At 37.7% G+C, this 21513-nt stretch carries 21 protein-coding genes, 5 tRNA genes and 1 pseudogene; 2 read left to right on the plus strand and 25 right to left on the minus strand.

Going from position 1 to position 21513, the window contains the following annotated elements; translation table 11 throughout:
- Positions 1-2: 2 nt before the first annotated feature.
- Together remA and NFR44_RS01755 are read right to left on the minus strand one after the other, a co-directional pair.
- Positions 3-269, minus strand: a complete 267-nt coding sequence (gene remA, locus NFR44_RS01750) for an extracellular matrix/biofilm regulator RemA (protein WP_115309612.1) — start codon at positions 267-269, stop codon at positions 3-5.
- Positions 270-295: 26 nt separating this feature from the next.
- A complete protein-coding gene (locus tag NFR44_RS01755; RefSeq protein ID WP_251440526.1) occupies positions 296-1177 on the minus strand; it encodes a YicC/YloC family endoribonuclease in 882 nt (293 codons plus the stop codon).
- 166 nt (positions 1178-1343) lie between these two features.
- Between NFR44_RS01755 and NFR44_RS01760 the strand changes: the two genes are divergently transcribed.
- A complete protein-coding gene (locus NFR44_RS01760; protein ID WP_251440528.1) occupies positions 1344-3095 on the plus strand; it encodes an Rqc2 family fibronectin-binding protein in 1752 nt (583 codons plus the stop codon).
- Positions 3096-3171: 76 nt separating this feature from the next.
- Here the strand turns inward: NFR44_RS01760 and NFR44_RS01765 are convergent, their stop codons facing one another.
- The 13 genes and pseudogenes from NFR44_RS01765 to NFR44_RS01825 form a co-directional block, all read right to left on the minus strand.
- Complete coding sequence (locus NFR44_RS01765) at positions 3172-3624, minus strand: ATPase (RefSeq protein ID WP_251440530.1); 453 nt, start codon at positions 3622-3624, stop codon at positions 3172-3174.
- 20 nt (positions 3625-3644) lie between these two features.
- The gene (gene coaD, locus NFR44_RS01770) at positions 3645-4133 is read right to left on the minus strand and encodes a pantetheine-phosphate adenylyltransferase (RefSeq protein WP_251440791.1); all 489 of its coding nucleotides are present in this window, start codon (positions 4131-4133) and stop codon (positions 3645-3647) included.
- 4 nt (positions 4134-4137) lie between these two features.
- A complete protein-coding gene (gene rsmD / locus NFR44_RS01775; RefSeq protein WP_251440532.1) occupies positions 4138-4692 on the minus strand; it encodes a 16S rRNA (guanine(966)-N(2))-methyltransferase RsmD in 555 nt (184 codons plus the stop codon).
- 84 nt (positions 4693-4776) lie between these two features.
- Complete coding sequence (locus tag NFR44_RS01780; RefSeq protein WP_251440534.1) at positions 4777-5778, minus strand: NAD(P)H-dependent glycerol-3-phosphate dehydrogenase; 1002 nt, start codon at positions 5776-5778, stop codon at positions 4777-4779.
- Positions 5778-6371 carry a glycerol-3-phosphate 1-O-acyltransferase PlsY gene (gene plsY / locus NFR44_RS01785; RefSeq protein WP_371875157.1) on the minus strand — a complete coding sequence of 198 codons (594 nt, stop codon included), beginning with the start codon at positions 6369-6371 and terminating at the stop codon, positions 5778-5780. Before plsY ends, NFR44_RS01780 begins: the two co-directional genes overlap by 1 nt.
- Positions 6372-6379: 8 nt before the next feature.
- Positions 6380-7714, minus strand: a complete 1335-nt coding sequence (gene der / locus NFR44_RS01790) for a ribosome biogenesis GTPase Der (RefSeq protein ID WP_251440538.1) — start codon at positions 7712-7714, stop codon at positions 6380-6382.
- 199 nt (positions 7715-7913) lie between these two features.
- The gene (locus NFR44_RS01795; RefSeq protein ID WP_251440540.1) at positions 7914-9821 is read right to left on the minus strand and encodes a bifunctional 4-hydroxy-3-methylbut-2-enyl diphosphate reductase/30S ribosomal protein S1; all 1908 of its coding nucleotides are present in this window, start codon (positions 9819-9821) and stop codon (positions 7914-7916) included.
- An 11-nt stretch (positions 9822-9832) separates the two neighbouring features.
- Complete coding sequence (locus tag NFR44_RS01800; protein ID WP_251440541.1) at positions 9833-10450, minus strand: lysophospholipid acyltransferase family protein; 618 nt, start codon at positions 10448-10450, stop codon at positions 9833-9835.
- Positions 10451-10464: 14 nt separating this feature from the next.
- Positions 10465-11139, minus strand: coding sequence for a (d)CMP kinase (gene cmk, locus NFR44_RS01805; protein WP_251440543.1), 675 nt, complete (start codon positions 11137-11139; stop codon positions 10465-10467).
- A gap of 44 nt (positions 11140-11183) precedes the next feature.
- The gene (locus NFR44_RS01810) at positions 11184-12434 is read right to left on the minus strand and encodes a BaiN/RdsA family NAD(P)/FAD-dependent oxidoreductase (protein ID WP_251440545.1); all 1251 of its coding nucleotides are present in this window, start codon (positions 12432-12434) and stop codon (positions 11184-11186) included.
- Between the two features lie 137 nt (positions 12435-12571).
- Positions 12572-13285, minus strand: a pseudogene (locus tag NFR44_RS01815) (pseudouridine synthase); the annotation flags it as partial.
- Positions 13286-13295: 10 nt separating this feature from the next.
- Entirely contained in the window at positions 13296-13847 is a 552-nt protein-coding gene (gene scpB, locus NFR44_RS01820) for an SMC-Scp complex subunit ScpB (protein ID WP_251440548.1), read from the minus strand.
- A 45-nt stretch (positions 13848-13892) separates the two neighbouring features.
- On the minus strand, positions 13893-14630 hold the full coding sequence (locus NFR44_RS01825) for a segregation and condensation protein A (RefSeq protein ID WP_251440550.1): 738 nt from the start codon (positions 14628-14630) through the stop codon (positions 13893-13895).
- Positions 14631-14839: 209 nt separating this feature from the next.
- On the opposite strand from NFR44_RS01825, the gene NFR44_RS01830 reads away from it, so the two are divergent.
- Positions 14840-16666, plus strand: coding sequence for a phosphoethanolamine transferase (locus NFR44_RS01830; RefSeq protein ID WP_251440552.1), 1827 nt, complete (start codon positions 14840-14842; stop codon positions 16664-16666).
- A 105-nt stretch (positions 16667-16771) separates the two neighbouring features.
- On the opposite strand, the gene NFR44_RS01835 is transcribed toward NFR44_RS01830, so the two are convergent.
- From NFR44_RS01835 to NFR44_RS01880, 10 genes are all read right to left on the minus strand, one after another.
- Complete coding sequence (locus NFR44_RS01835; RefSeq protein WP_251440553.1) at positions 16772-17224, minus strand: GNAT family N-acetyltransferase; 453 nt, start codon at positions 17222-17224, stop codon at positions 16772-16774.
- Positions 17225-17444: 220 nt separating this feature from the next.
- Positions 17445-17533 (minus strand) — tRNA-Leu (locus NFR44_RS01840).
- Between the two features lie 16 nt (positions 17534-17549).
- Positions 17550-17624 (minus strand) — tRNA-Cys (locus NFR44_RS01845).
- A 7-nt stretch (positions 17625-17631) separates the two neighbouring features.
- A tRNA-Gly gene (locus NFR44_RS01850) sits at positions 17632-17706 on the minus strand.
- Between the two features lie 5 nt (positions 17707-17711).
- Positions 17712-17787, minus strand: a tRNA-Phe gene (locus tag NFR44_RS01855).
- A gap of 5 nt (positions 17788-17792) precedes the next feature.
- A tRNA-Asp gene (locus NFR44_RS01860) sits at positions 17793-17868 on the minus strand.
- A gap of 205 nt (positions 17869-18073) precedes the next feature.
- Positions 18074-18784, minus strand: a complete 711-nt coding sequence (locus tag NFR44_RS01865; protein WP_251440555.1) for an ABC transporter ATP-binding protein — start codon at positions 18782-18784, stop codon at positions 18074-18076.
- Position 18785: 1 nt separating this feature from the next.
- Complete coding sequence (locus NFR44_RS01870; protein ID WP_251440557.1) at positions 18786-19544, minus strand: ABC transporter ATP-binding protein; 759 nt, start codon at positions 19542-19544, stop codon at positions 18786-18788.
- A 10-nt stretch (positions 19545-19554) separates the two neighbouring features.
- Complete coding sequence (locus NFR44_RS01875) at positions 19555-20580, minus strand: branched-chain amino acid ABC transporter permease (RefSeq protein WP_251440560.1); 1026 nt, start codon at positions 20578-20580, stop codon at positions 19555-19557.
- Complete coding sequence (locus tag NFR44_RS01880) at positions 20580-21461, minus strand: branched-chain amino acid ABC transporter permease (RefSeq protein ID WP_251440562.1); 882 nt, start codon at positions 21459-21461, stop codon at positions 20580-20582. The genes NFR44_RS01875 and NFR44_RS01880 overlap by 1 nt, the downstream gene beginning before the upstream one ends.
- Positions 21462-21513 lie beyond the last annotated feature (52 nt).

Below are 21513 nucleotides of genomic sequence, written 5' to 3' on the forward strand. Positions count from 1 at the left end.
ACCTACGCTTCCGTAGACTCAGCTGGTGTAGCTTGAACAATACGATGCGCTACTGTTTCTGGTTGAATCGCTGATAACACAATCTGACCACTATCCATCACTAAGACAGCTCGTGTTTTACGACCATATGTAGCATCTACTAATACACTCTTTTCACGCGCATCTTGAATCATTCGTTTAATTGGCGCGGACTCTGGACTGATGATAGCAATTAGGCGATTTGCCGAAACCATGTTACCAAATCCAATGTTTAAAAGCTTTGTACTCATACTTAGTGACTCCTTACTCTTGCAACCTACTCTATATTTTGAATTTGCTCTCTAATTTTCTCTAACTCACATTTCAATACTACAACACGGTCTGTTATGGCTAAATCGGATCCTTTAGATCCCATTGTATTTACTTCTCGATTCATTTCTTGTAATAAGAAATCTAACTTACGCCCAATCGGTTGATTCTCTTTTAGTGTGTTTCTTAATTGTACCACATGAGAGCCAAAACGTACAATTTCTTCTGTAATATCTGTTTTATCACTCATAGTGGCTACTTCTTGCAGAAAACGATCCATGTTAACCGTTACATCGGTTTTATCTAGCACGTTTTGAATCCGCTGTAATAAGCGCTCTTCGTATTTTTTTACAGCTATATCTTTGTTAGCCGTCACTTCTTGCAATACTGACTCTAATGTATTTACTCGTTTTTCAATTTCAACTTGTAAATTATTACCTTCAAGAGCACGCATTTCACAAAGACCCTTTAACGCTAAATTTAAAGCGCTAACAGCAGCGCCTTCTAATTTAGACTCTTCAAAGGGTACATCTTCTAAAACTAACCAATCTTGTGAAATACTCATCATATCCCGTAAGGCTACTCGTTCTTTAGTTGGTGAAAAACCCTGGACAACTAAAAAATCTCGAATTTGATTAGCCAACGTTGTATTTACAGTAAAAACTTTCTCCCGATCACTTGTATTTTTAAGCGATACATTAATTTCTACTTTACCTCTTTGAAGGGTTTCTTTGATATGACGTCGTAATGTATTCTCTAAAAAATATAAGGTTGATGGCATATTGAGATAAAGATCTAAAAATCGTGAATTTACACTTTTTATTTCAATTGTAATCTGTAAACTCTCATCAACCCCAATGCCACGACCAAAACCGGTCATACTATTCATAATACCAGTTATCCTTTCTACATAATATTGTTTCACATATATGTCTTAATCTTCATATTCTATTTCATTTTATCACGTTACTTACACAGGGTAAAGGAATCTACTCCCTTCTATAGTTTATAAATGTGATATACTTATTATATTGAATATTACAAAGGAGTTAACTATGAATTTAGATGGTTTAACCTTAGCCGTTTTAACCAAAGAATTAGCCAAGCATCTTGTTACTGGCCAAATTCAGCGGCTATTGCAAATAGATAAAACAACTTTAGTACTTAAAGTAAATACAAGTAAAGGTAATCAAGATTTAGTAATCACGGCTGGTAATATGCCTGCCTGTTATTTAAGTCATGGCATAACAGATTTGCCAAAAGAACCGACTGCTTTATGCATGTTCTTGCGCAAACATTTAGAAGGCGCTCGTATCACTGCGATTGAACAGCTTAATGGCGATCGTATATTACGTGTTAGTGCTGATAAATTAGCCCTTGATGGCTCACTTATTTCTAATCGAATTTACATTGAATTAATGGGCAAATATTCAAATTGTATCTTTGTGCAAGATGGACTTATTTTGGAAGCCTTAATCCATGTAACGCCATTAATGAATCGGGAACGTTCCATTGCCCCTAAACTACCTTATGAATTGCCCCCTAATAGTGAACGTGGTAGTTTATTCGAGTTTAAAGATAACGAAATATTAGAGTTATTGCACAATTTTGGTCAAGGTACAGTAGCTGAAACTGTACGTCGCATTTTTAATGGCTTTGGTCCAGCCTTATTAAAAGAAGTTTGTTATAAAGCTAATCTTAGTGAAAAAACAGAGTTAACCACTTTAACTAGTGAAGCCATTAATGAATTAGGCCAGGCTTTAATTGCACTAAAAAACGATCTGTCTATAGCAACCCAATTATTAGAATATGAAAATGAAAAGCATAAGAAGTTTTATAGCCCTATTCCCCTCACTTACTTAGTGGCGCTAGGTGGCCAATTAAAAACTACCTATGATTCTATATCAGAACCTTTAGAATTAGCCGTTGTCAAACAAGGAGGTATTAACACAACCACTCACGAGTTAGAGCGAACTTTGCAACAGGCCATAAAAAAAGAAGAGTTACGCCATTCAAAGATTCAAGCGGAATTAGATGCTAGTGATAAAGCCGAAGAATATAAATCATATGGTGATTTATTAATGATTAATGCCTATTTAGATACTCAATATAAGCCCACAATTACTTTGGATAATATTTTAGTAGAACCTGTAGAGCCCATTACGATTCCCTTACAACCAGAATTAACAATTGTTGAAAATGCACAGCATTATTATAAACAATATACAAAATTAAAAAATCGTATGCAAAGTGGCTTATATCAATTAAATCAAAGTGCACAGCGCATAGATTACCTTCAATCTGTCTTATATAGCTTATCCATTGCCGATAGTAAAGAGTTAGTACAAGAAATTTATAACGAATGCGAACAAGCAGGTTTACTAAAAAAATCTAAGAAGCCTGTTAGCTACAAAGCACCTAAACATAATTTTATGCGCTTTCCTATCAATGGCGGTGAAATATTTATAGGTCGTAATAATCAACAAAATGAATATTTAACCCATCGTTTTGCCAAGCCTACCGATATTTGGTTCCACACCTTACAAGTTCAAGGCAGTCATGTTATTTTACGGCCTATTGAAGGAACTATGGCAACTGATGAAATGCTTACCTTAGCAGCTCAATATGCAGCTTATTTTAGTAAAGCTCGTGAGTCTTCAAAAGTGGCCGTTGATTATGCGCCTATAAAATTTATTAAAAAGCCCCCTGCTTCGCCACTGGGTTTTGTTATCTATACAAATCAAAAAACAGCGGTCATTGATCCAAAAGAACCACAGCTCAACGAAGGGACAAATTTATACGAATAATTCTATAAGAAACCAAAAAGGCTCTCAGGAAACACCTTATATACTAAGGTTACTTCCTGAGAGCCTCTTTATTTACTTATTCTCGATTGGATTGTTTTAAGCTTTCACGATTTTGACGTAAGCTTTCTAATGTTTTTTCTAAATTATTTTCTACATAGCGCATTACATCACTAGCGTATTGAATTGAGCTATCTTTCAATTCCTGTGAGGATTGATTAGCTAACATAATAATCTGGTTTGCTTGTGTTTGCGCTTGCTTTACTAATTCACTTTCTTCTGTCAATTTAGCAATGTAATCTTTAGCTTGTGCAATCAAAGTATCTGCCTGACGTTGTGCATCAGCCAAAATTTTGTCTTTTTCGTTCATAATGCGACGAGACTCTTCAAGCTCTAATGGCAAGGACTCATTAATAGCGTCTAGTACGCGCATAATTTCTTCTTCTTCAATAACACGTTTGGTGGTCATAGGAATGCGACCACTGGTTTCGATTAAATTTTCCAAATCTTCTAAAAGTTTTTCTGTTTTCATTCTCGCCACTCCTATTAGTACTATTTACTACGATTTGCAAACTTTGCTTTCAAAGCCTCTTTTACTGTTTCAGGAACTAAACCGTCCAAAGAGCCATTAAATTTCGCTAACTCACGAATTCCTGTTGAACTAACAAAAGAGTACTTATTATTTGTCATAATAAACACAGTTTCAATATCATCATCTAAATATTTTGAAAATAAAGCTCGCTGAAACTCATATTCAAAATCACTGAGCGCTCGCAAGCCCCGAATAATCATATAACTATTCTTTGACTTGGCATAATCAATTAATAATCCCGATGCACAATCAACCTCAACATTTGGTATATGGGCTACAGAGGCTTTAATTAATTCCACACGCTCTTGTTGCGTGAATAAACTATGTTTATTAGGATTATCTAAAACCGCTACAATCAATGTATCTACAAGCTTACTCGCTCGTTCGAAAATATCGACATGCCCATTTGTGACAGGGTCAAAACTCCCTGGACAAATGCCAATACGCACTATACTAGCTCCTTTCAAGCTCATAGGGTACACAATACGTAACCTTTGTATAACCAAATTGCTGCTCTTTCAGTATATGCCAGCCTTCTGGTAACACAAGTGGTTCCTTTTCATGATGCTCCACAATAAGCATTCCATTTTCTTTTAGTAATTGTTGATTCACTACTACAGCTAACGTAGCACCTACAAAACCTTGCTCATAGGGTGGATCTGAGAAGATATAGTCAAATTGCCGACCTGCTAATTGTTTACCTGCTACTTCAATAGTAACTGGTAAAATTTCCACGTCTTGTTCAAAATGGCAATGAACTACATTTTCTTTAATAATACGCGCTGTCCGTTTATCAACGCAAACGGCTAGTGAGGCACCACGACTTACTGCTTCTAATCCAAAAGCACCTGTGCCAGAGAATAAATCAAGGACTGTCGTATCGACTAAACCATAATTACTTAACACATTAAAAATACTTTCACGAACCCGATCTTGGGTCGGACGTGTATTCATCCCTTTAGGTGCTTTTAAACTATGGCCTTTGGCACGACCTGCAATAATTCTCATACTTCCCTCTTTATGCCTACACTTGTCTCTTAATTATAGTATATTATATAACAAAATAAAAGTACATGTACGGTGAAAAATTAATTATAGGAACATTTCATCTTTTAAATTTCGTCCCATTAAATCCATTAAGGCCTCTTGTGGTGCTTTTTGATGATATAACACCTCATATAAAACACTTGTAATTGGCAAATCTAATTGCTTCGCTTGGGCTACTTCATACACCGTTTTTACTGCAAAAAAACCTTCTACAACCATATTGGAATGATTCATAATGTAATCCATAGTTTCGCCATTAGCTAATTTTTGGCCGGCAGCGCGATTGCGACTATGTTGACTCATACAAGTAGCAATTAAATCACCCATCCCTGCTAAGCCCGCATAAGTTTCGCGCCTTGCCCCTAAAGCAACACCAAATTTTGTCATTTCGTGAAGCCCTCGTGTAAGTAAGGCCGATTTACAATTGTCACCCAATGCCATACCATCAGCAATCCCAGCAGCTAGCGCAATAATGTTTTTAGTGGTACCTGCTAATTCTACACCGGTCATATCTTCGTTAACATACACTCTAAAATTATGGGTGCTAAGAGCTTTTTGCACAAACTCCGCAGTCTCTTTACTAGTACCAGCCACCACGGTGGTAGCTGGCAAATCACGGCCAATTTCTTCTGCATGATTAGGCCCCGATAAAATAGCTAGTCGATCTGTAATACTACTTAGTACCTCTTTAGCTACTTCTGATAATCGTTTACCAGTTTCTCGTTCAATGCCTTTTGAACAAATAACCACAGTAGTAGACTTGTTCACAAAAGAGTGTAATTGTTCTAATGTGTGCCGTACATAAATAGAAGGCGTTACAATCAGTAAAATATCACTATCTTTTGCAATCGTTGCTAAATCAGAACTTATCTGCAAAGAGTCAGGTAACATAACACCTTTCAAATAGGTCACGTTTTCACGAGTCGCTCGCAGTGCTTGAACTTGTTCTTCACGACGACAATAGAGCCAGGCTTCATTGCCTGCTTGAGCAGCTTTACACGCTAATGCTGTCCCCCAACTCCCAGAACCTATAATACCAATTTTCATTAGGAATCATCACGCTCCGTTCGTTCTACTTTTAGTTCTTGACCACGCAAGAGCCGTAAAATATTTTCACGATGTCGTAAAATTACAAATAAAGCGGCTACGCCACCAAAAATGATATACCAAAATGGTTCGCCAAAAACAATCATAAGTATAGGCACCAAGGCAGCCCCTACAATAGATCCTAGTGAAACATACTTAGTAAAGTAGACAATCACGGCCCAGGTAGCAAAACAAATAGCAGAAATAAGAGGCACTAAAAAAATAAGTACTCCTAATCCCGTAGCTACACCACGGCCTCCTTTAAAGCCCAAAAATACAGACCAATTATGACCAACCATTGCTAAAATACCACCTAAGAGCATTAAGTTTGGCTCTGGTGAAAAAATCGCTACCCCTGCCATACCTTTAGCCGCGTCACAAAGGAATACCGGTAAGGCTGCTTTCATGCCTAATACGCGATACGTATTAGTGGCACCAATATTCTTACTTCCATACTGACGCACATCAGTATTAAAAAATAACTTACCAATAATTAACCCACTAGGAATAGAGCCTAATAGATAGGCAACTAAAGCCAATAAAACCGTATACATTGTAAACATTAGTCGTCATCATTTCCCTTCTTGCCACGTAAAATTAAACGAATTGGCGTACCTTCAAAACCAAAGGATTCACGAAGACGATTTTCTAAGAATCGCATATAAGAGAAATGAATTAATTCTGGTTCATTAACAAATAATATAAATGTTGGCGGTTTTACGGAAGCTTGCGTCATATAATAAATCTTAGGCAAGCGTCCACTGCGAGATGGCACAGGATTTACATTTTGCGCATCAGATAACACTTGGTTGAGCACACTTGTAGAAATGCGCATATGCTGCTGTTCTGATACAAATTTAATCAAATCAGATAAGCGATGAATTCGTTGTTTAGTCAAAGCTGAAGCAAATAAAATAGGTGCATAACGCAAAAAGCCCATTTCATCATAAATATCTTCAGTATAGCGAATCGTAGTTTTATCATCTTTTTCAACTAAATCCCATTTATTGACTACGATAACAATACCTTTACCAGCTTCATGAGCATAACCAGCAATTTTTTTATCTTGCTCAGTCACTCCATCTACACCATCGAGTACAAGCACTACAATGTCAGCTCGATCAACAGAGCGCAAAGAACGTACAATACTATAGCGCTCTACTGGTGCATCAATTTTTGCTTTACGACGCATACCGGCTGTATCAATCAAAATAAATTTCTGACCATCATGTGTCCAATGTGTATCAATAGAGTCTCGTGTAGTACCGGCTACATCACTTACAATAACACGATCTTGCCCTAATAAGGCATTTGTTAAAGAAGATTTACCCACATTTGGTCGGCCAATCAAAGCAACGTGAATGGTATCTTCTTCTGATACTGCTGTGGCACCATCAGGAAAATGCTTAACTACATCATCTAGCAAATCCCCAAGATTCATTAAGTTTTTTGCAGAAATGCCAATAGGATCACCAATGCCTAAATTATAAAACTCATAAATATTTGCTTCTTGTGTTACACTATCAATCTTATTAACTACTAGAATAACAGGCTTGCCACTGGCTCGTAAAATATTGGCTACTTCTTCGTCTGCTGGTACTACCCCTTGTTTACCATCTACAACAAATAGAATAACATCAGCTTCTTCAATAGCCAATTGTGCCTGTAAACGCATCATTTTAGGAATTTCATGACTATCAGCGGTAATAAACTCTATTCCCCCTGTATCAATCATAGTAAATTCTCTATTTAGCCATTCTGCGTCAAAATAAATTCTATCCCGTGTTACACCGGGAATATCCTCTACAATGGAAATACGTTTATTTACTATGGCGTTAAACAACGTAGATTTTCCCACATTAGGACGCCCTACTACTGCTACTAATGGTTTTGCCATATTGTCACCTCAATCAAACATAAAATATCACTTTACATTGTAACATATTCAACGTAATCCATAAAGAACTTAGCCTTCACTATAAGCGTAAAAAACAAACTAATTGCTTTACTTCATCATAAAATAGACAAAAGGAGCTGTAAAGTGGAAATTCCACCTACAGCTCCTTTATAAAAGCACTATGTGCTAATTGCTAAAATTATTCAGCGTCAGAATCAGCAGATTCTACTGGTTCCATTAATTCAGTTAAAGCTAAACCCAATTTCTTTTCATCTTTGTTAAGAGAAATAACTTTAACTTCTACTTCACGACCACGAGTTAAGTAGTCTTCTACTTTAGCATTACGTTGTTTAGTAATTTGAGAAATGTGAAGTAAACCTTGGATGTCGTCGTTAACAGCTACGAATGCACCGTAAGCTACTAAACGAACAACTTTACCAGTTAATACATCACCCACGTTGATAGTTTCTTCAGCTACATCCCAAGGGCTCTTAGTTAATGCTTTTAAGGATAAGGAAAGTTTGTTGCTTTCTTCATCAAAGGATTGCAATTTAACTTCAATTTCTTGACCAACGGATAACACGTCTTCTACGCGTTTAATTTTGTGCCAAGAAATATCGGAGATGTGAAGCAAACCTTCAATACCACCGATATCAACGAACGCACCATAAGGCATAATTTTACGTACAATACCTTTATAGTTGTCGCCAACATTAATATTTTTCAAGGCTTCTTCTAATTTAGCCTGACGAGCTACTTCTAATACTGCACGACGGGAAAGAACCAAACGGTTTTTCTTTTCGTCGATTTCTAATACCTTAGCTTCAAATTCAGTACCTACTAAGCTATCAAGAGATTTAACGAAGTGTACATCCCCTTGGGAAAGTGGAATAAAACCACGAAGGGATTTTACAGTTACTACAAGACCAGCTGGAATTGCGTCCACACCTTTACAGATGATAGGTTCGTCTTTTTCCTGAGCTTCTTGTACATACTGCCAATCTTCGTCTTTAGCCAAACGAGTGATGGACAAGTAGATAGGATTATCTTCCTTGATGTGGTTCATGATTACGGCTTTGATGTGATCGCCATTTTTTAGCACGTCTTTTGCAGAGGCAGGTGCTGGATAAGCGATTTCAGTACGGTTCAAAGTTGCTTCTGTTTTATAACCGAAGGAAACGTACGCTTTGTCGTCGTCAACTTCTACTACAGTACCTTCTACTACAGTGCCTTTCTTAAAGTCTTCTGCCCAGTCAGCTTCTTTGGCTAACAATTCTTCAAATTCATTCATTGTGTCAATGACCTCCTTAATTATCCAGTCGGGTGTCGATGCACCGGCTGTAACCCCTACCGTGTTGACTTCGTTAAACCAAGCCAGTTCTAATTCAGCAGCGGTCTCTATATGATAAGTAGTACATCCAACGTCACGACAGACCTCTGCTAATCTGTTCGTATTACCGCTGTTTTTACCACCTACCACAATCATAAGGTCCACCGTTTTTGCCAAGTCTACTGCCGAATTTTGACGTTCTTGAGTAGCTGTGCAAATCGTTTTGAAAACCTTTAGATTTTGAGTTTTTTTCTCTAATATATCTATTATACTTTGAAATTTAAATTGTGAAAAGGTAGTTTGTACAACTACACCCCTATTTTCCACGAAAGGCAGAATTTCAGCTTCTTCTTCCGATTCTATGACTATGCCTTTGTTTTGCGCCCATAAATTGATACTAATTACTTCAGGATGCTTTTTTTCGCCCAAAATAACAAGTGACATTTCAGAGTCAATTACCGATTTAGCATCTTGTTGCGCTTTTTTTACATGCGGACAAGTAGCATCTACTACATGAAGGCCTTTATTAGTAGCTTCATCATAAATAGCAGGCCCTACCCCATGAGAACGAATAATGACAGTGCCTTTAGGAATTTCTTCCAAGGAATCCACAGCATATACACCATGATTTTCTAAATTGGCAACTACCTGAGGGTTATGAATAATAGGACCTAATGTATAACTACGGTCTAAATGGTTTGAGGTATCTTGTGCCATGCTTACAGCACGCTTTACACCATAACAAAAGCCACAATTTTCTGCAATACGTATTTCCACGTTTGTCTCCTTTATCGTTTAAAGTCAGGATGACTAGCTCTATACTCTTCCATTAGGCTTTCTAAGGCTGATTTAATTTCTTCATTTAAAGCAGCAATAGCTTCTGCTGTGGGCTTTGCTTTTTCTACAGGAATAGGCTTACCAATTATAGCCGCTACTTGTCCCCGTTGTATTGCATAGGAGCCCATAATTGCTACTGGCACTACTGGTACACCCGTGCGAAGAGCCATAGAAGCAACACCATCATGAAAACGGCCTAACATTTTATCTTTTTTTTGCCGTGTACCTTCTGGAAAAATACCTAATACCAAATTTTCTTTTAGCAAATTCATAGCATGTCGAATTGCGATTTTATCTACACCACCCCGTTTAAGCGGAAAAGCGCCTAACCAGCGGCAAAGAAAATTGGATATAGGATTTTTAAATAATTCTTCCTTAGCCATGAAACTTACATGTCTAGGCAAGGCATGCCCCACAATACAAGGATCATTATTGCTTTTATGATTTGGCGCTACTATTACAGGGCCTTCCTTAGGAAAATTCTCACGCCCTACTACATCTGTTTTGTATATCCAACCATATACAATTTGAAAGGCAGAACGCCATAAACATTCTGAAAATTTATCCATAAAGCAATACTCCTTTACTGTTCAGCTGCTGTTATTAATTGTACCATACGGTCTACAGTTTCATCAAAAGTTAAATTATCTGAATTCACCACAATCGCTTCTGGTACACAAACTAATGGAGACTCTTTACGATTGGTATCCATCTCATCACGCGCCATTACACTAGCTTTAATAGTTTCTAAGGAAATAGATTCTTTCTCTTTAGTTTCTAGCCAACGACGCTTAGCCCGCGCATCTACTGAGGCTGTCAAATAAATTTTTAATTCCGCCTGAGGCAACACAACCGAACCAATATCACGACCATCTAAAATAACGCCACCACCAGCAGCCATAGCACGTTGCTGAGCCACTAAAAATTGGCGTACCGTTTTAATGGATGCAATTTGAGATACAGAGTTATTGACCATTTGACTGCGAATAGCATCAGTCACATCTTCGCCATTAACAAATACTTTAAAAGCCTCAACAGTTGGTTCCAAACGCAAAGTTAAATTATCTAACAAAGTTGTTACAGCACTTTCATCAGTTGGATCAATTCCCTGCTGTAAAACTGCCCAAGTAACTGCGCGATACATAGCACCTGTATCAATATATAAATAGCCTAATTTTTTTGCTACTACTTTAGAGATACTACTTTTGCCTGCCCCAGCAGGTCCATCAACAGCTACAGCAATCCGCTTATTACTCATAATGCAAAACTCCTTGCCATGCAGTAAGCATGGACTTAAAAATACTATATTTCATCACTATACACAGCATGTTGAGCCGCCACATACGCAGTAGCAAAAGCGGCTTGTAAATTATAGCCTCCTGTAAAAGCATCAATATCTAATACCTCGCCAGCTGCATATAAGCCTTTTATTTTCTTTGACTCCATTGTCTTAGGCACAAACTCTTTAACGGAAATACCACCAGCCGTTACTATAGCTTCCGCAATCGGACGCATTTGTTTAAATGTTAATGGCATATGTTGTAAAACATGAACTAAGCGTAACCGTTCTTCCCGACTGATTTGATTGATAAATTTATCTGATTCTAGTTCCGCCAATTCTATTATGACAGGTATTAACCGCTGTGGTAATAAATCTTTCAAACCATTAGCTAATTGCTTCTTGGAATAGGTTACAAAATCACGTTGTATACGCTGATCTAATTGTTCTACTGTCAAAGCTGGTTTTAAATTAATCTCTAACAAAATCGTGCCTATATTCTTTTTCTTTAATAGCTTCCCTACGGTATGACTCAACGATAACACAATAGGGCCTGTAATACCGAAATGAGTAAACATCATTTCGCCAAATTGCTTACTCTGCACCTTGTCTTTAGCTACTACAGAAAGTTCAACATTACGTAAACTTAAACCCATTAAATCCTTTACCCATAGCTCTTTGGTTTCTAGAGGCACTAAAGATGGTCGCAAATCTGTAATCGTATGACCTACCGCTTCTGCCATTTTATAACCATCACCAGTAGAACCTGTCAAAGGATAGGATAAACCACCAGTAGCTAAAATAACAGCATCACCATAATAAGTCTCCTTATCGGTTACAACACCTTTTACTTCACCAGCTTCTACGATTATTTTTTTTACTGCTTCGTTCAAATGAAGTATACCGCCATACCCTTTAAAAACACGCATAAACATATTGCGTACTTCTAAGGCTGAGTCAGACTCTGGAAACACTCGGCCACCTCGTTCTACTTTAGTTGCTAGTTTCCAGCTATGTAATAAATCCAATAAATCACGATTATCAAATTGTTGATAGGCACTCATTAAAAACTTGCCATTACCAGGCGTTTTACCAATAAAATCAGCAATAGGTGCATCATTAGTAATATTACAACGCCCTTTGCCAGTAATACCCATTTTTTTGCCTACCATATTCATCTTCTCAATAAGCGTAACTTTGGCTCCTTCACGGGCTGCAATAGTTGCCGCCATGAGTCCTGCTGCGCCAGCACCTATCACAAGGATATGTTTCATTAACGGCCTCCTCTACTATGGCGTTGACTGCCACGATTAGCGCCACTACGACCAAATTGCTTTTTATTGTCTTTAGTTAATACACGTTTACCATTTGCATCATTATTACTAGTCTTGCCAAACGGTAATTTGCAAAAAGCTTTTAGTTGTCTTACTTCTTCGCCTTGTAATTTGCGATAAGCACCACGTTTTAAACCAGATAGAGTTAAACCACCATAAGCTATGCGTTTTAAATTGTACACACTGTATTTAAAATGTTCAAACATTCGACGCACTTGACGATTACGACCTTCATGAATAGTAATTTCTACCGTCGTAGTATTAGTTTTGCCATCAAATCCATAATCAACTAAATCTGCCGGCGAAGTTATACCATCTTCCAATGTAATCCCTTTACTCAAAGCCTCAAGATGTTCATCCAGAACTCGACCTTTTAGTTTAACTTCATAAGTCTTTGTAATACCTCGAGAAGGATGCATTAAAGCCTGTGCTAGGGCCCCATCATTAGTAAAAAGCAATAAGCCTTCTGTATTATAATCAAGTCGACCTACAGGATAAATTCGAGTTTTTATATCTTTTAAATAATCCATAACTGTCGCTCGGCCTTGAGGGTCACCTACTGAAGTGATACTTCCCTTTGGTTTATTAAAAATATAGTATTCCAATGCTTCAGGTTCAATCCGCTGCCCTTCAATCTTTACTCTATCAATGGCAGGATTAATTTTAACACCCAATTCTGTAACTAAGCGCCCATTAACTTGCACTTTGCCCGCTACAATTAGTTCTTCTGCTTTACGTCGGGATACATATCCACAACGGCTAATATATTTTTGCAAACGTTCTGTTTCCATCAGTATATCTTTACGCCTCCTTATGCTCAATTGCTATATCTTCAATTACTTCTTGCTTCAATGTCTCTACAGACTCAATCCCTACACTACGTAAGAAAGTATCCGTAGTGCCATATATAACAGGACGTCCTATACTTTCCTTCCGTCCTAATTCCATGACTAAATCCCGCGTGACTAGCTGTTTTAACACTTTTTCACAATTTACACCACGTATTTCTTCTATTTCACTCTTTGTCACAGGCTGCTTAAATGCAATCACTGCTAAAGTCTCCATTGCGGCTGGAGACAAACGATCTTCGCGCTGTCGAATTTGACTCACATAAGCGCTACTTTCAGGTGCACTTACCAATTCAGCACCTACACCGCTAATCTTAAGTCGCAGCCCGCGTTGATTCTTTACTAATTGCTCATTATAGAGTTGTAATAAGTGATCTAATTCATCTTCAGAGAGATTAAATAATTCACTTAAAAGAGCGAGTGGTACTGGTTTGGCCGCTGAAAATAAAACGGCCTCTACATGGGCCAATAACATCGCTTCCGTAGGCTGATTCACATCTGTCATACTCTATTTTCATACCTTTCTTTATACATAAACTGATTCAAAGGCTTAAATAACTTCACTAATTAGTGTTACATCTTGCAAAGAACCATCATTATTTCCCTCATTAGGAGCACTAATGCTAAAAATCTGTCGTTTCAGCAATTCGAGTACAGCAATAAACATAGTTACTTTCGCAGCTCTTACTGTAGTTTCTTCCAACAATGCGACAAAACTAAAACGACGTGTTTGTTTAGCTCGTAACAATAGGGAATCAATCATCTCCTCTAAACTATACGCTTCTTTTTCCACTTTAACCTTAGGCGGTTCAGGTACTACTTCTTGTGCCCGTTCATAGCAAGATTTAAAGATTGTATATAATTGAGCAATATCAAAACGAAATACAGATTCTTGTCCCCATTGACTTAACGCATCAGGACGACTAAAACTTTGACTACTTATTTCTGTCTTTGCAGTCAATGCATCGGTCAACTCTTTAATTTGTTTATACTCTAATAAATTAGCCACCAATTCATCACGAGGATCTTCCGTTTCCTCTGGATTTAAAGGGGCTGTTCGTGGCAATAGCATGCGAGATTTAATCTGTAATAAAGTCGCTGCCATGACTAAGAACTCACTACTATATTGAATATCAAAAGTTTGCCATAATTCAAGTTGTGCCATGTATTGTGAAGTAATTTCTACAATAGGAATATCATATATATCTATTTTATGCTTTTCAATTAAATGGAGTAATAAATCCAAAGGCCCTTCAAATACAGCCAACTTATATTCGTAGGATTTCATCCTGTCTCCTCACCTTATAGTCAAACAAATAAGAGGGGTTATACGCCCCTCTTATTGCTATCACGAAGTCTCGATAACCTTTTTCTCATTGTATCATAGAAATTTACTATTTAACAACCTAAAGTATAGGTAAAATCCTATTATCTCCTTGTAATTTTGCCCTAATTCTGCTATCGTATTGATGATATTATATTACAAAGGACTTGACTATGAAACCACTTACTTTTTGGTGGCGCAACGCCATCTTACAGGCAGCCTTGTGGTGTATCCTCATCTTTGCCGTCTTTTACTATATTTACGAACCTATTACCTTGGGTTTTGATTGGGAAGATATAACTTTACTGGCTATCCCTTCCATCTTAGGTCTAGCTTTATTTCAGCAATTAATTCGTAGTACCTTGTGGCATCGTGTATTTTTAGGCCATGGTCTATTGGGCTTTAGCTGGGCCCTTACATATCCACTACTATATCACTGGTCGTATACAAAACCATTTTACTTTTATGAATTCTTTTCAGATTTCTTATTTGGCGCCTTGCTCTTTATGGGACTTAGCTTAATCCATTACTTTATAGCCTATCACTTACCCTATCGACGTAGGGTAAGCCTTATTATAGCGCTAATACAATGGAGCCTTTCTATAATACCTATAATTCAGATTGGCTACTACATAAAGACTTGGCATTGTTTAACGCCAGCAACCCTTATGGCATTATATCAAACGAATCCAGAAGAAGCATTTGGTTTCTTAAAAAGTGCTGGAGGAATCTGGGGCCTCATGGCTATGACCTTAGGAGCCATTCTTCTATTTTTATTCTACTACTGGTCAAATGAGGGCATGAGTAAACTTGCCCGCCGTCAAGCGATGAGTAAATTCCGCCTTGGTGGTTTAAGTATTATTTGTTTAAGTTGTGCTATCTATCTGCCCTTTGGCTTTTATCAAACTGATATAGTAAAAAACTGGTGTGATGTAGCCACATATATGAAAGAATTACAACAATATAGTGATAAACATCAGGCCATATATAATGAGTTACAATTAACAAATACAGATACAGCAGCGCAAAAAGTACCAGGTACCGTAATCTTAGTCATCGGTGAATCTTCTTCAAAAAATTATATGAAAGTATACAATCCTAATTTCGAATATGAAGATACCCCATGGCAAAGTGAAATGGCTGCCAATAATCCTAACTTTATCTTTTTCCGCAATGCCTATTCTTCATATGTGCAAACAGTGCCTACATTAGAAAGAGCACTTACAGAACGTAATCAATATGACGATAAGCCATTTTTAGAATCAGCCAGCATTTTGGATGTAGCTAAAAAAGCTGGTTACTTTACAAGTTGGTTTAGTAATCAAGGCGTATATGGCGAATATGATACGGCTATTTCACTGATTGCTAAAACAGCTGATCGCCCTCTCTGGGCCCATGAAGCATATATGTTCTCTGACAAATATGATGGCGTATTATTACCATTACTTGATCAAATAGAGCCTTATAAAAATAACTTTATTGTAATTCATATTATGGGCAGTCACATTTATTATAATGATCGCTATCCGCATGAATTCAGTAAATGGAAAGTTGGCGAAGTACCTCGTGGCAAAGAAGCCTATGCCAATAGTCAACTATACACAGATTGGCTCTTACAGCAAATCTATACCTATGGTAAAAACAAATTAAATTTACAAGCTATGATTTATTTCTCCGACCATGGTGAAAGTTTACATCATTCTCACAATCCAGATATTTTTGATTTTGATATGACACGTATCCCGCTCTGGGTATATGTATCCCCAGAATATGAAGCGGCCTTCCCTGAAACTACTTCAATTCTACGAGATCATGAACACAAATATTTTACTAATGATTTACTCTATGATTTTATATCAGGCATTCTACAAGCGCCTTCCAATCGATATGATCGAAGTCGTGACTTCTCCAATCCAAATTATCGCTTTGACAAGTATAATTTGACAACCTTATTGGGACAAGAGCCTTTGACGAATGATCCAGAAGCAGTAGATCCATAAACCACAAAAGCGAAGTAAGCTATAACAGCCTACTTCGCTTTTTTATTTCAAATTATAGACAACCCTCACTAGTAATGAATATACCAAGACTTCAGATTGAAAATTTTATGCCAATGGCAAGGATAAATGAACAACCGTACGTACAGGCTTTTTCACGTTTCTATCAGTACTCTTAAAACCTAATGCTTTATATAATTCCTTAGCGCTTTCCATGCTAGGCAAACTATCCAATAATAAAGTCTTGTAGCCTTTTTCTTTAGCTTCTTCTACAATAATATGAGCAATATTCATACCAAGGCCCGTACGACGAAATTCTGGACGTACATACAAGCGTTTCATTTCAGCTGTTTCATAGTTCACATGACGTAATGCTACACAACCAGCTGGTACATTGTCTACAAAGGCAATATATAAAGCTTCGCGTTCCCCTTTGTACTTATCTTCTAATCCTTCAAATTCCTTTATATCGGCCGCTACACCAAGGGACCGAACATAATCGACAAATAATTTTTTTACTTCATCAATATACTTGTGACCATCCCGAAGTTCAAAGTTCATACAAAATCCTCCTTTAGCTAGGCCTTACAGCTACTAAGCAATCCATTCCTAGCAATTACCTTTTAAAACTAACAGCTAAAGACTTAGCTGCTAAAATAATCATTTTATGGCTATGATTAATTCTTCATTTATATAGTTCGCTATGGAGGATTAAAACTCCTTCTTTTGAATTAAAACTTCTTAAAATAAAAATAGACTGAACACGAATGTTCAGTCTAAATGGTGCCGAGGACCGGAATCGAACCGGTACGGTTGTCTCCAACCGACGGATTTTAAGTCCGTTGCGTCTGCCTGTTCCGCCACCCCGGCATGGGTGGAATATATATGGAGGCGGCACCCAGAATCGAACTGGGGAATAAAGGTTTTGCAGACCTCTGCCTTACCGCTTGGCTATGCCGCCAAAAAAGTGGAGCGGAAAACGAGATTCGAACTCGCGACCCCCGCCTTGGCAAGGCGGTGCTCTACCACTGAGCTATTTCCGCACACATGGTGCCCCAGGACAGAATCGAACTGTCGACACAAGGATTTTCAGTCCTTTGCTCTACCGACTGAGCTACCGGGGCAAACGTGGCGACCCCGATCAGATTTGAACTGACGATCTTCGCCGTGACAGGGCGACATGTTAACCGCTACACCACGGGGCCGTTTACGTTACTTTGTTATTATAGGGGTTTCAGCAGTAAATGTCAAGCAACTTTTTTAAAAGATTTTTAAGCTTCTTTTTCCTACTTACATAAGCCTTAACAACGAAAATAATTCTACCATTTTTCTAACCACTTTGTCTAGTGCAAATTTAAAATTTTATTTCAAATCTTTAATTTGCACTAGTCATCCACATTCTATTCCCTCTTATTCAGATTTTCCGCCCAAATAAGCATCCATTACTCTTGGATTATTAGCAATCTCTTGGGCAGTACCATGAAGCACAATTTTACCTGTTTCTAATACATAAGCATAGTCAGAAATTTTTAAAGCTTGCCGTGCATTCTGTTCTACCAACAACACAGTAGTACCAGCCTCATTAATCTCTTTTATGGTTTTAAAAATATCATTAACTACTAAAGGTGCGAGTCCCATAGATGGTTCATCCAATAGCAATAACTTAGGCCGTGCCATTAGGGCTCGACCAATCGCCAGCATTTGCTGCTGTCCGCCCGACAAAGTGCCACCAAGCTGATAACTGCGTTCATCTAAAATAGGAAATCTTTGAAACACAGCTTTAATATCTTGCTCTATTTCCTTATCTTTGCGTGTATAAGCCCCCATTTCTAAGTTTTCATACACAGACATATCTTGCAATATTTGACGGCCTTCTGGAACTAAAGAAATCCCTTGTTTTACTATATCGTGAGTCTTCTTATAACAGATATTCACGCCATCAAAGGTAATAGCCCCTTCAGAAGGATTTAATAACCCCATAATGGTACGCATCGTTGTAGATTTACCAGCCCCATTAGCACCAATAAGTGAAACAATAGAACCTTCAGGCACTTCAAAGCTAATATTCTTTATAGCGGTTATATTGCCATAACCAGCTACAACACCTTCTAACTTTAGCATCTTATGCCTCCTTCCCTAAATACGCTTCAATAACTAATGGATTGGCTTGAATTTCAGCTGGCGTTCCTTCTGCAATTTTTTTACCAAAATTAAACACCACTAATCGATCACAAATATTCATCATTAATGACATATCATGTTCAATAACAATAACAGTAATTCCTAAATCGCGAATTTTACCAATCAATTGACGCAATAATTCCGTTTCACTATCATTCATACCCGCTGCAGGTTCATCCAACAAAATTAATTGCGGATGTGTTGCTAAAGCCCTCGCTATTTCAAGTCTTCGCTGTTTGCCATAGGGCAAAGAAGTAGCCACTGTATTAGCATCTTCAGCTAAACCTACAAATTCAAGAAATTCATAGGCAATTCCACGACAGCGTTCTTCTTCAATGCGCTGCCGTTTAGTTCGTAAAAAACTACTTAAAAAGCCAGAACCCGTTCGACAATGCATACCAGTAAATACGGTGTCCAAAGCTGTCATATTGCCAAAAAGCCGAATGTTTTGAAAGGTGCGCGCAATCCCCATTTCTACCGTACGATGAGGCTTAATACCAACAATGGATAAACCATCAAATACAATTTCACCGTCTGATACAGGAAATACACCAGTAATTAAATTAAATAAGGTTGTTTTACCGGCTCCATTAGGACCAATTACACCATATACTTCACCTTGTTCAACACCAAAGGATATGCCTGTCAAAGCAGCAATACCGCCAAAGCGTTTACTTACGTCATTTAGTTCTAATAACATGGCTATCCTCCTATCGTTTATGTTCTTTAGGCTGCTCTAAATGTTCAGCCCTCATACGTTGAAAACGTTCTGTTAAAACCTGCTGCTCACCAGTTGGTTGATAATCTTTAATCCAACCAAATTTTCTACCGATACGATCAACCACTTGTTCGGTAATCAAACCATCGGGGCGAACAGCCATAAGCACGACTAACAAAATACCATAAATTACATCTCGGTAATCAGCCATAAAGCGTAATACTTCAGGTAATAAGGTTAAGACAAAAGAACCTAATAATGAACCCCACACTACATTTGAACCGCCAAAGACTGGATATAATAGTATTTGTACTACTTTGTGATAGCTAAAATCAGTAGGATTAATAAAGAATGTAATATGCGCGTACAAACCGCCACCAATACCAGCGATAAATGCGCCAATCATAAAGGCTGCCATTTTATAATACACTACATTAATCCCCATCAATTCGGCTGCATGAGCATCCGCCTTAATGGCGGCAAATGCACGACCAATTCGGCTGTTATTAATGCGTACACAGAAGAAAATTAATAAAGCGAGTAAAACAAGCAATATAATGACTAAACCAATATTGCCTAATGTTTGTGCATCTAAATCGCCTATACCATCAAGTCCTATTTCATAAAAAAAGACAGTTATTTCTTGTGCAATTGATGGAATACCTGATAAGCCCAAAGCACCATTAGTAATTTCTAAATTAAGGAAAATAACGCGTACTACTTCACCAAACCCTAATGTGGCAATCGCTAAATATAAACCCTGTAAACGTGTAGTTGGTAAGCCAATAACGAAGGCTACTAACATGGCACATAGGCCTCCAATTAAAATAGCCAAACTAATCGGTAAAGATAGCTTTAATGTTAACAATGCCGCTACATAAGCTCCTACACTCATAAAACCTGCTGCGCCAAGACTAAGCTGTCCGGTAGCCAATGTAATATAAATTGAAATGCCCATAATAGCATTTATAATCATAAACATAAAAATTTGTAGATAATAGGGATTAAAAATATCCATTATGGTCGACCCCCTTTATCTTTAGCGCCAAAAAGCCCTTGTGGACGCCAGAATAATAATACAATAATAAGACCAAATGCGACTGCATCTCGATACGATGAATCACCATAAGCAACTGTTAATACTTCAGCAAGGCCTAAAATAAAGCCCCCTGCCATAGCCCCTGGTATATTTCCTAAGCCACCTAAAATCAGTACAGCTAGACCTTTAAAGCCAATAACGACACCCATCATAGGTTCAATCGCATCAAAGGTAAGACCTACTAATACCCCTGCGGCAGCGCCTAACGCAGAGGCTACCATAACCGTTAAGGAAATAATAAAATTAGTATTTACACCTAATAAAGAAGCTGTTTCCGTGCTTAAAGACGTGGCACGAATTGCTTTACCAATTTTAGTGCGTTTTAACCAAATATTTAAGGCCACCATCAATAAAATCGCCGTTCCTAAACTAATGATTTGAACCGTAGAAATTTTAAATAATTGAAAATCAATAACACTACCAGTAAATTCTGTAGGGAAAGAACGTGTCTGTGGACCCCAGATTAGTAAGGCCATACTTTCTAAAAAAATAGACACCCCTATAGTGCTAATAAGAGGTGCCAAATGAGATACTTTTTTGCGTCGTAAAGGTCGTAAAGCACATACTTCGAGTATATACCCTAAAACAGCACCGCCAAGCATAGCACCAAGAATAGCGACAAAAATATTAACATGAAATTCAGTTACCAGTAAAAGTCCAATAAAAGCTCCGAGCATAAAAATGCCACCATGAGCCATATTAATAATATTTAAAACCCCAAAAACTAGGGTTAAACCCAACGCTATAACCGCATATGAGCTGCCGAGGGTCAAGCCATTGATTAATTGTTGTATAAGCACTCTCTTTCGCTCCTTTTTCTCAATTCCTATACATCTATAATAGGTAGAATAG

Origin of the sequence: Veillonella intestinalis, assembly GCF_943193155.1 — a bacterium.
Lineage (GTDB): Bacteria > Bacillota > Negativicutes > Veillonellales > Veillonellaceae > Veillonella_A > Veillonella_A intestinalis.

What these genes read in the sequence shown, in the direction of transcription:
- remA (WP_115309612.1), bottom strand. Translation starts at nt 269, where the DNA reads ATGAGTACAAAGCTTTTAAACATTGGATTTGGTAACATGGTTTCGGCA.
- NFR44_RS01755 (WP_251440526.1), bottom strand. Translation starts at nt 1,177, where the DNA reads ATGAATAGTATGACCGGTTTTGGTCGTGGCATTGGGGTTGATGAGAGT.
- NFR44_RS01760 (WP_251440528.1), top strand. Translation starts at nt 1,344, where the DNA reads ATGAATTTAGATGGTTTAACCTTAGCCGTTTTAACCAAAGAATTAGCC.
- NFR44_RS01765 (WP_251440530.1), bottom strand. Translation starts at nt 3,624, where the DNA reads ATGAAAACAGAAAAACTTTTAGAAGATTTGGAAAATTTAATCGAAACC.
- rsmD (WP_251440532.1), bottom strand. Translation starts at nt 4,692, where the DNA reads ATGAGAATTATTGCAGGTCGTGCCAAAGGCCATAGTTTAAAAGCACCT.
- NFR44_RS01780 (WP_251440534.1), bottom strand. Translation starts at nt 5,778, where the DNA reads ATGAAAATTGGTATTATAGGTTCTGGGAGTTGGGGGACAGCATTAGCG.
- plsY (WP_371875157.1), bottom strand. Translation starts at nt 6,371, where the DNA reads ATGTATACGGTTTTATTGGCTTTAGTTGCCTATCTATTAGGCTCTATT.
- der (WP_251440538.1), bottom strand. Translation starts at nt 7,714, where the DNA reads ATGGCAAAACCATTAGTAGCAGTAGTAGGGCGTCCTAATGTGGGAAAA.
- NFR44_RS01800 (WP_251440541.1), bottom strand. Translation starts at nt 10,450, where the DNA reads ATGGATAAATTTTCAGAATGTTTATGGCGTTCTGCCTTTCAAATTGTA.
- cmk (WP_251440543.1), bottom strand. Translation starts at nt 11,139, where the DNA reads ATGAGTAATAAGCGGATTGCTGTAGCTGTTGATGGACCTGCTGGGGCA.
- NFR44_RS01810 (WP_251440545.1), bottom strand. Translation starts at nt 12,434, where the DNA reads ATGAAACATATCCTTGTGATAGGTGCTGGCGCAGCAGGACTCATGGCG.
- scpB (WP_251440548.1), bottom strand. Translation starts at nt 13,847, where the DNA reads ATGACAGATGTGAATCAGCCTACGGAAGCGATGTTATTGGCCCATGTA.
- NFR44_RS01825 (WP_251440550.1), bottom strand. Translation starts at nt 14,630, where the DNA reads ATGAAATCCTACGAATATAAGTTGGCTGTATTTGAAGGGCCTTTGGAT.
- NFR44_RS01830 (WP_251440552.1), top strand. Translation starts at nt 14,840, where the DNA reads ATGAAACCACTTACTTTTTGGTGGCGCAACGCCATCTTACAGGCAGCC.
- NFR44_RS01835 (WP_251440553.1), bottom strand. Translation starts at nt 17,224, where the DNA reads ATGAACTTTGAACTTCGGGATGGTCACAAGTATATTGATGAAGTAAAA.
- NFR44_RS01865 (WP_251440555.1), bottom strand. Translation starts at nt 18,784, where the DNA reads ATGCTAAAGTTAGAAGGTGTTGTAGCTGGTTATGGCAATATAACCGCT.
- NFR44_RS01870 (WP_251440557.1), bottom strand. Translation starts at nt 19,544, where the DNA reads ATGTTATTAGAACTAAATGACGTAAGTAAACGCTTTGGCGGTATTGCT.
- NFR44_RS01875 (WP_251440560.1), bottom strand. Translation starts at nt 20,580, where the DNA reads ATGGATATTTTTAATCCCTATTATCTACAAATTTTTATGTTTATGATT.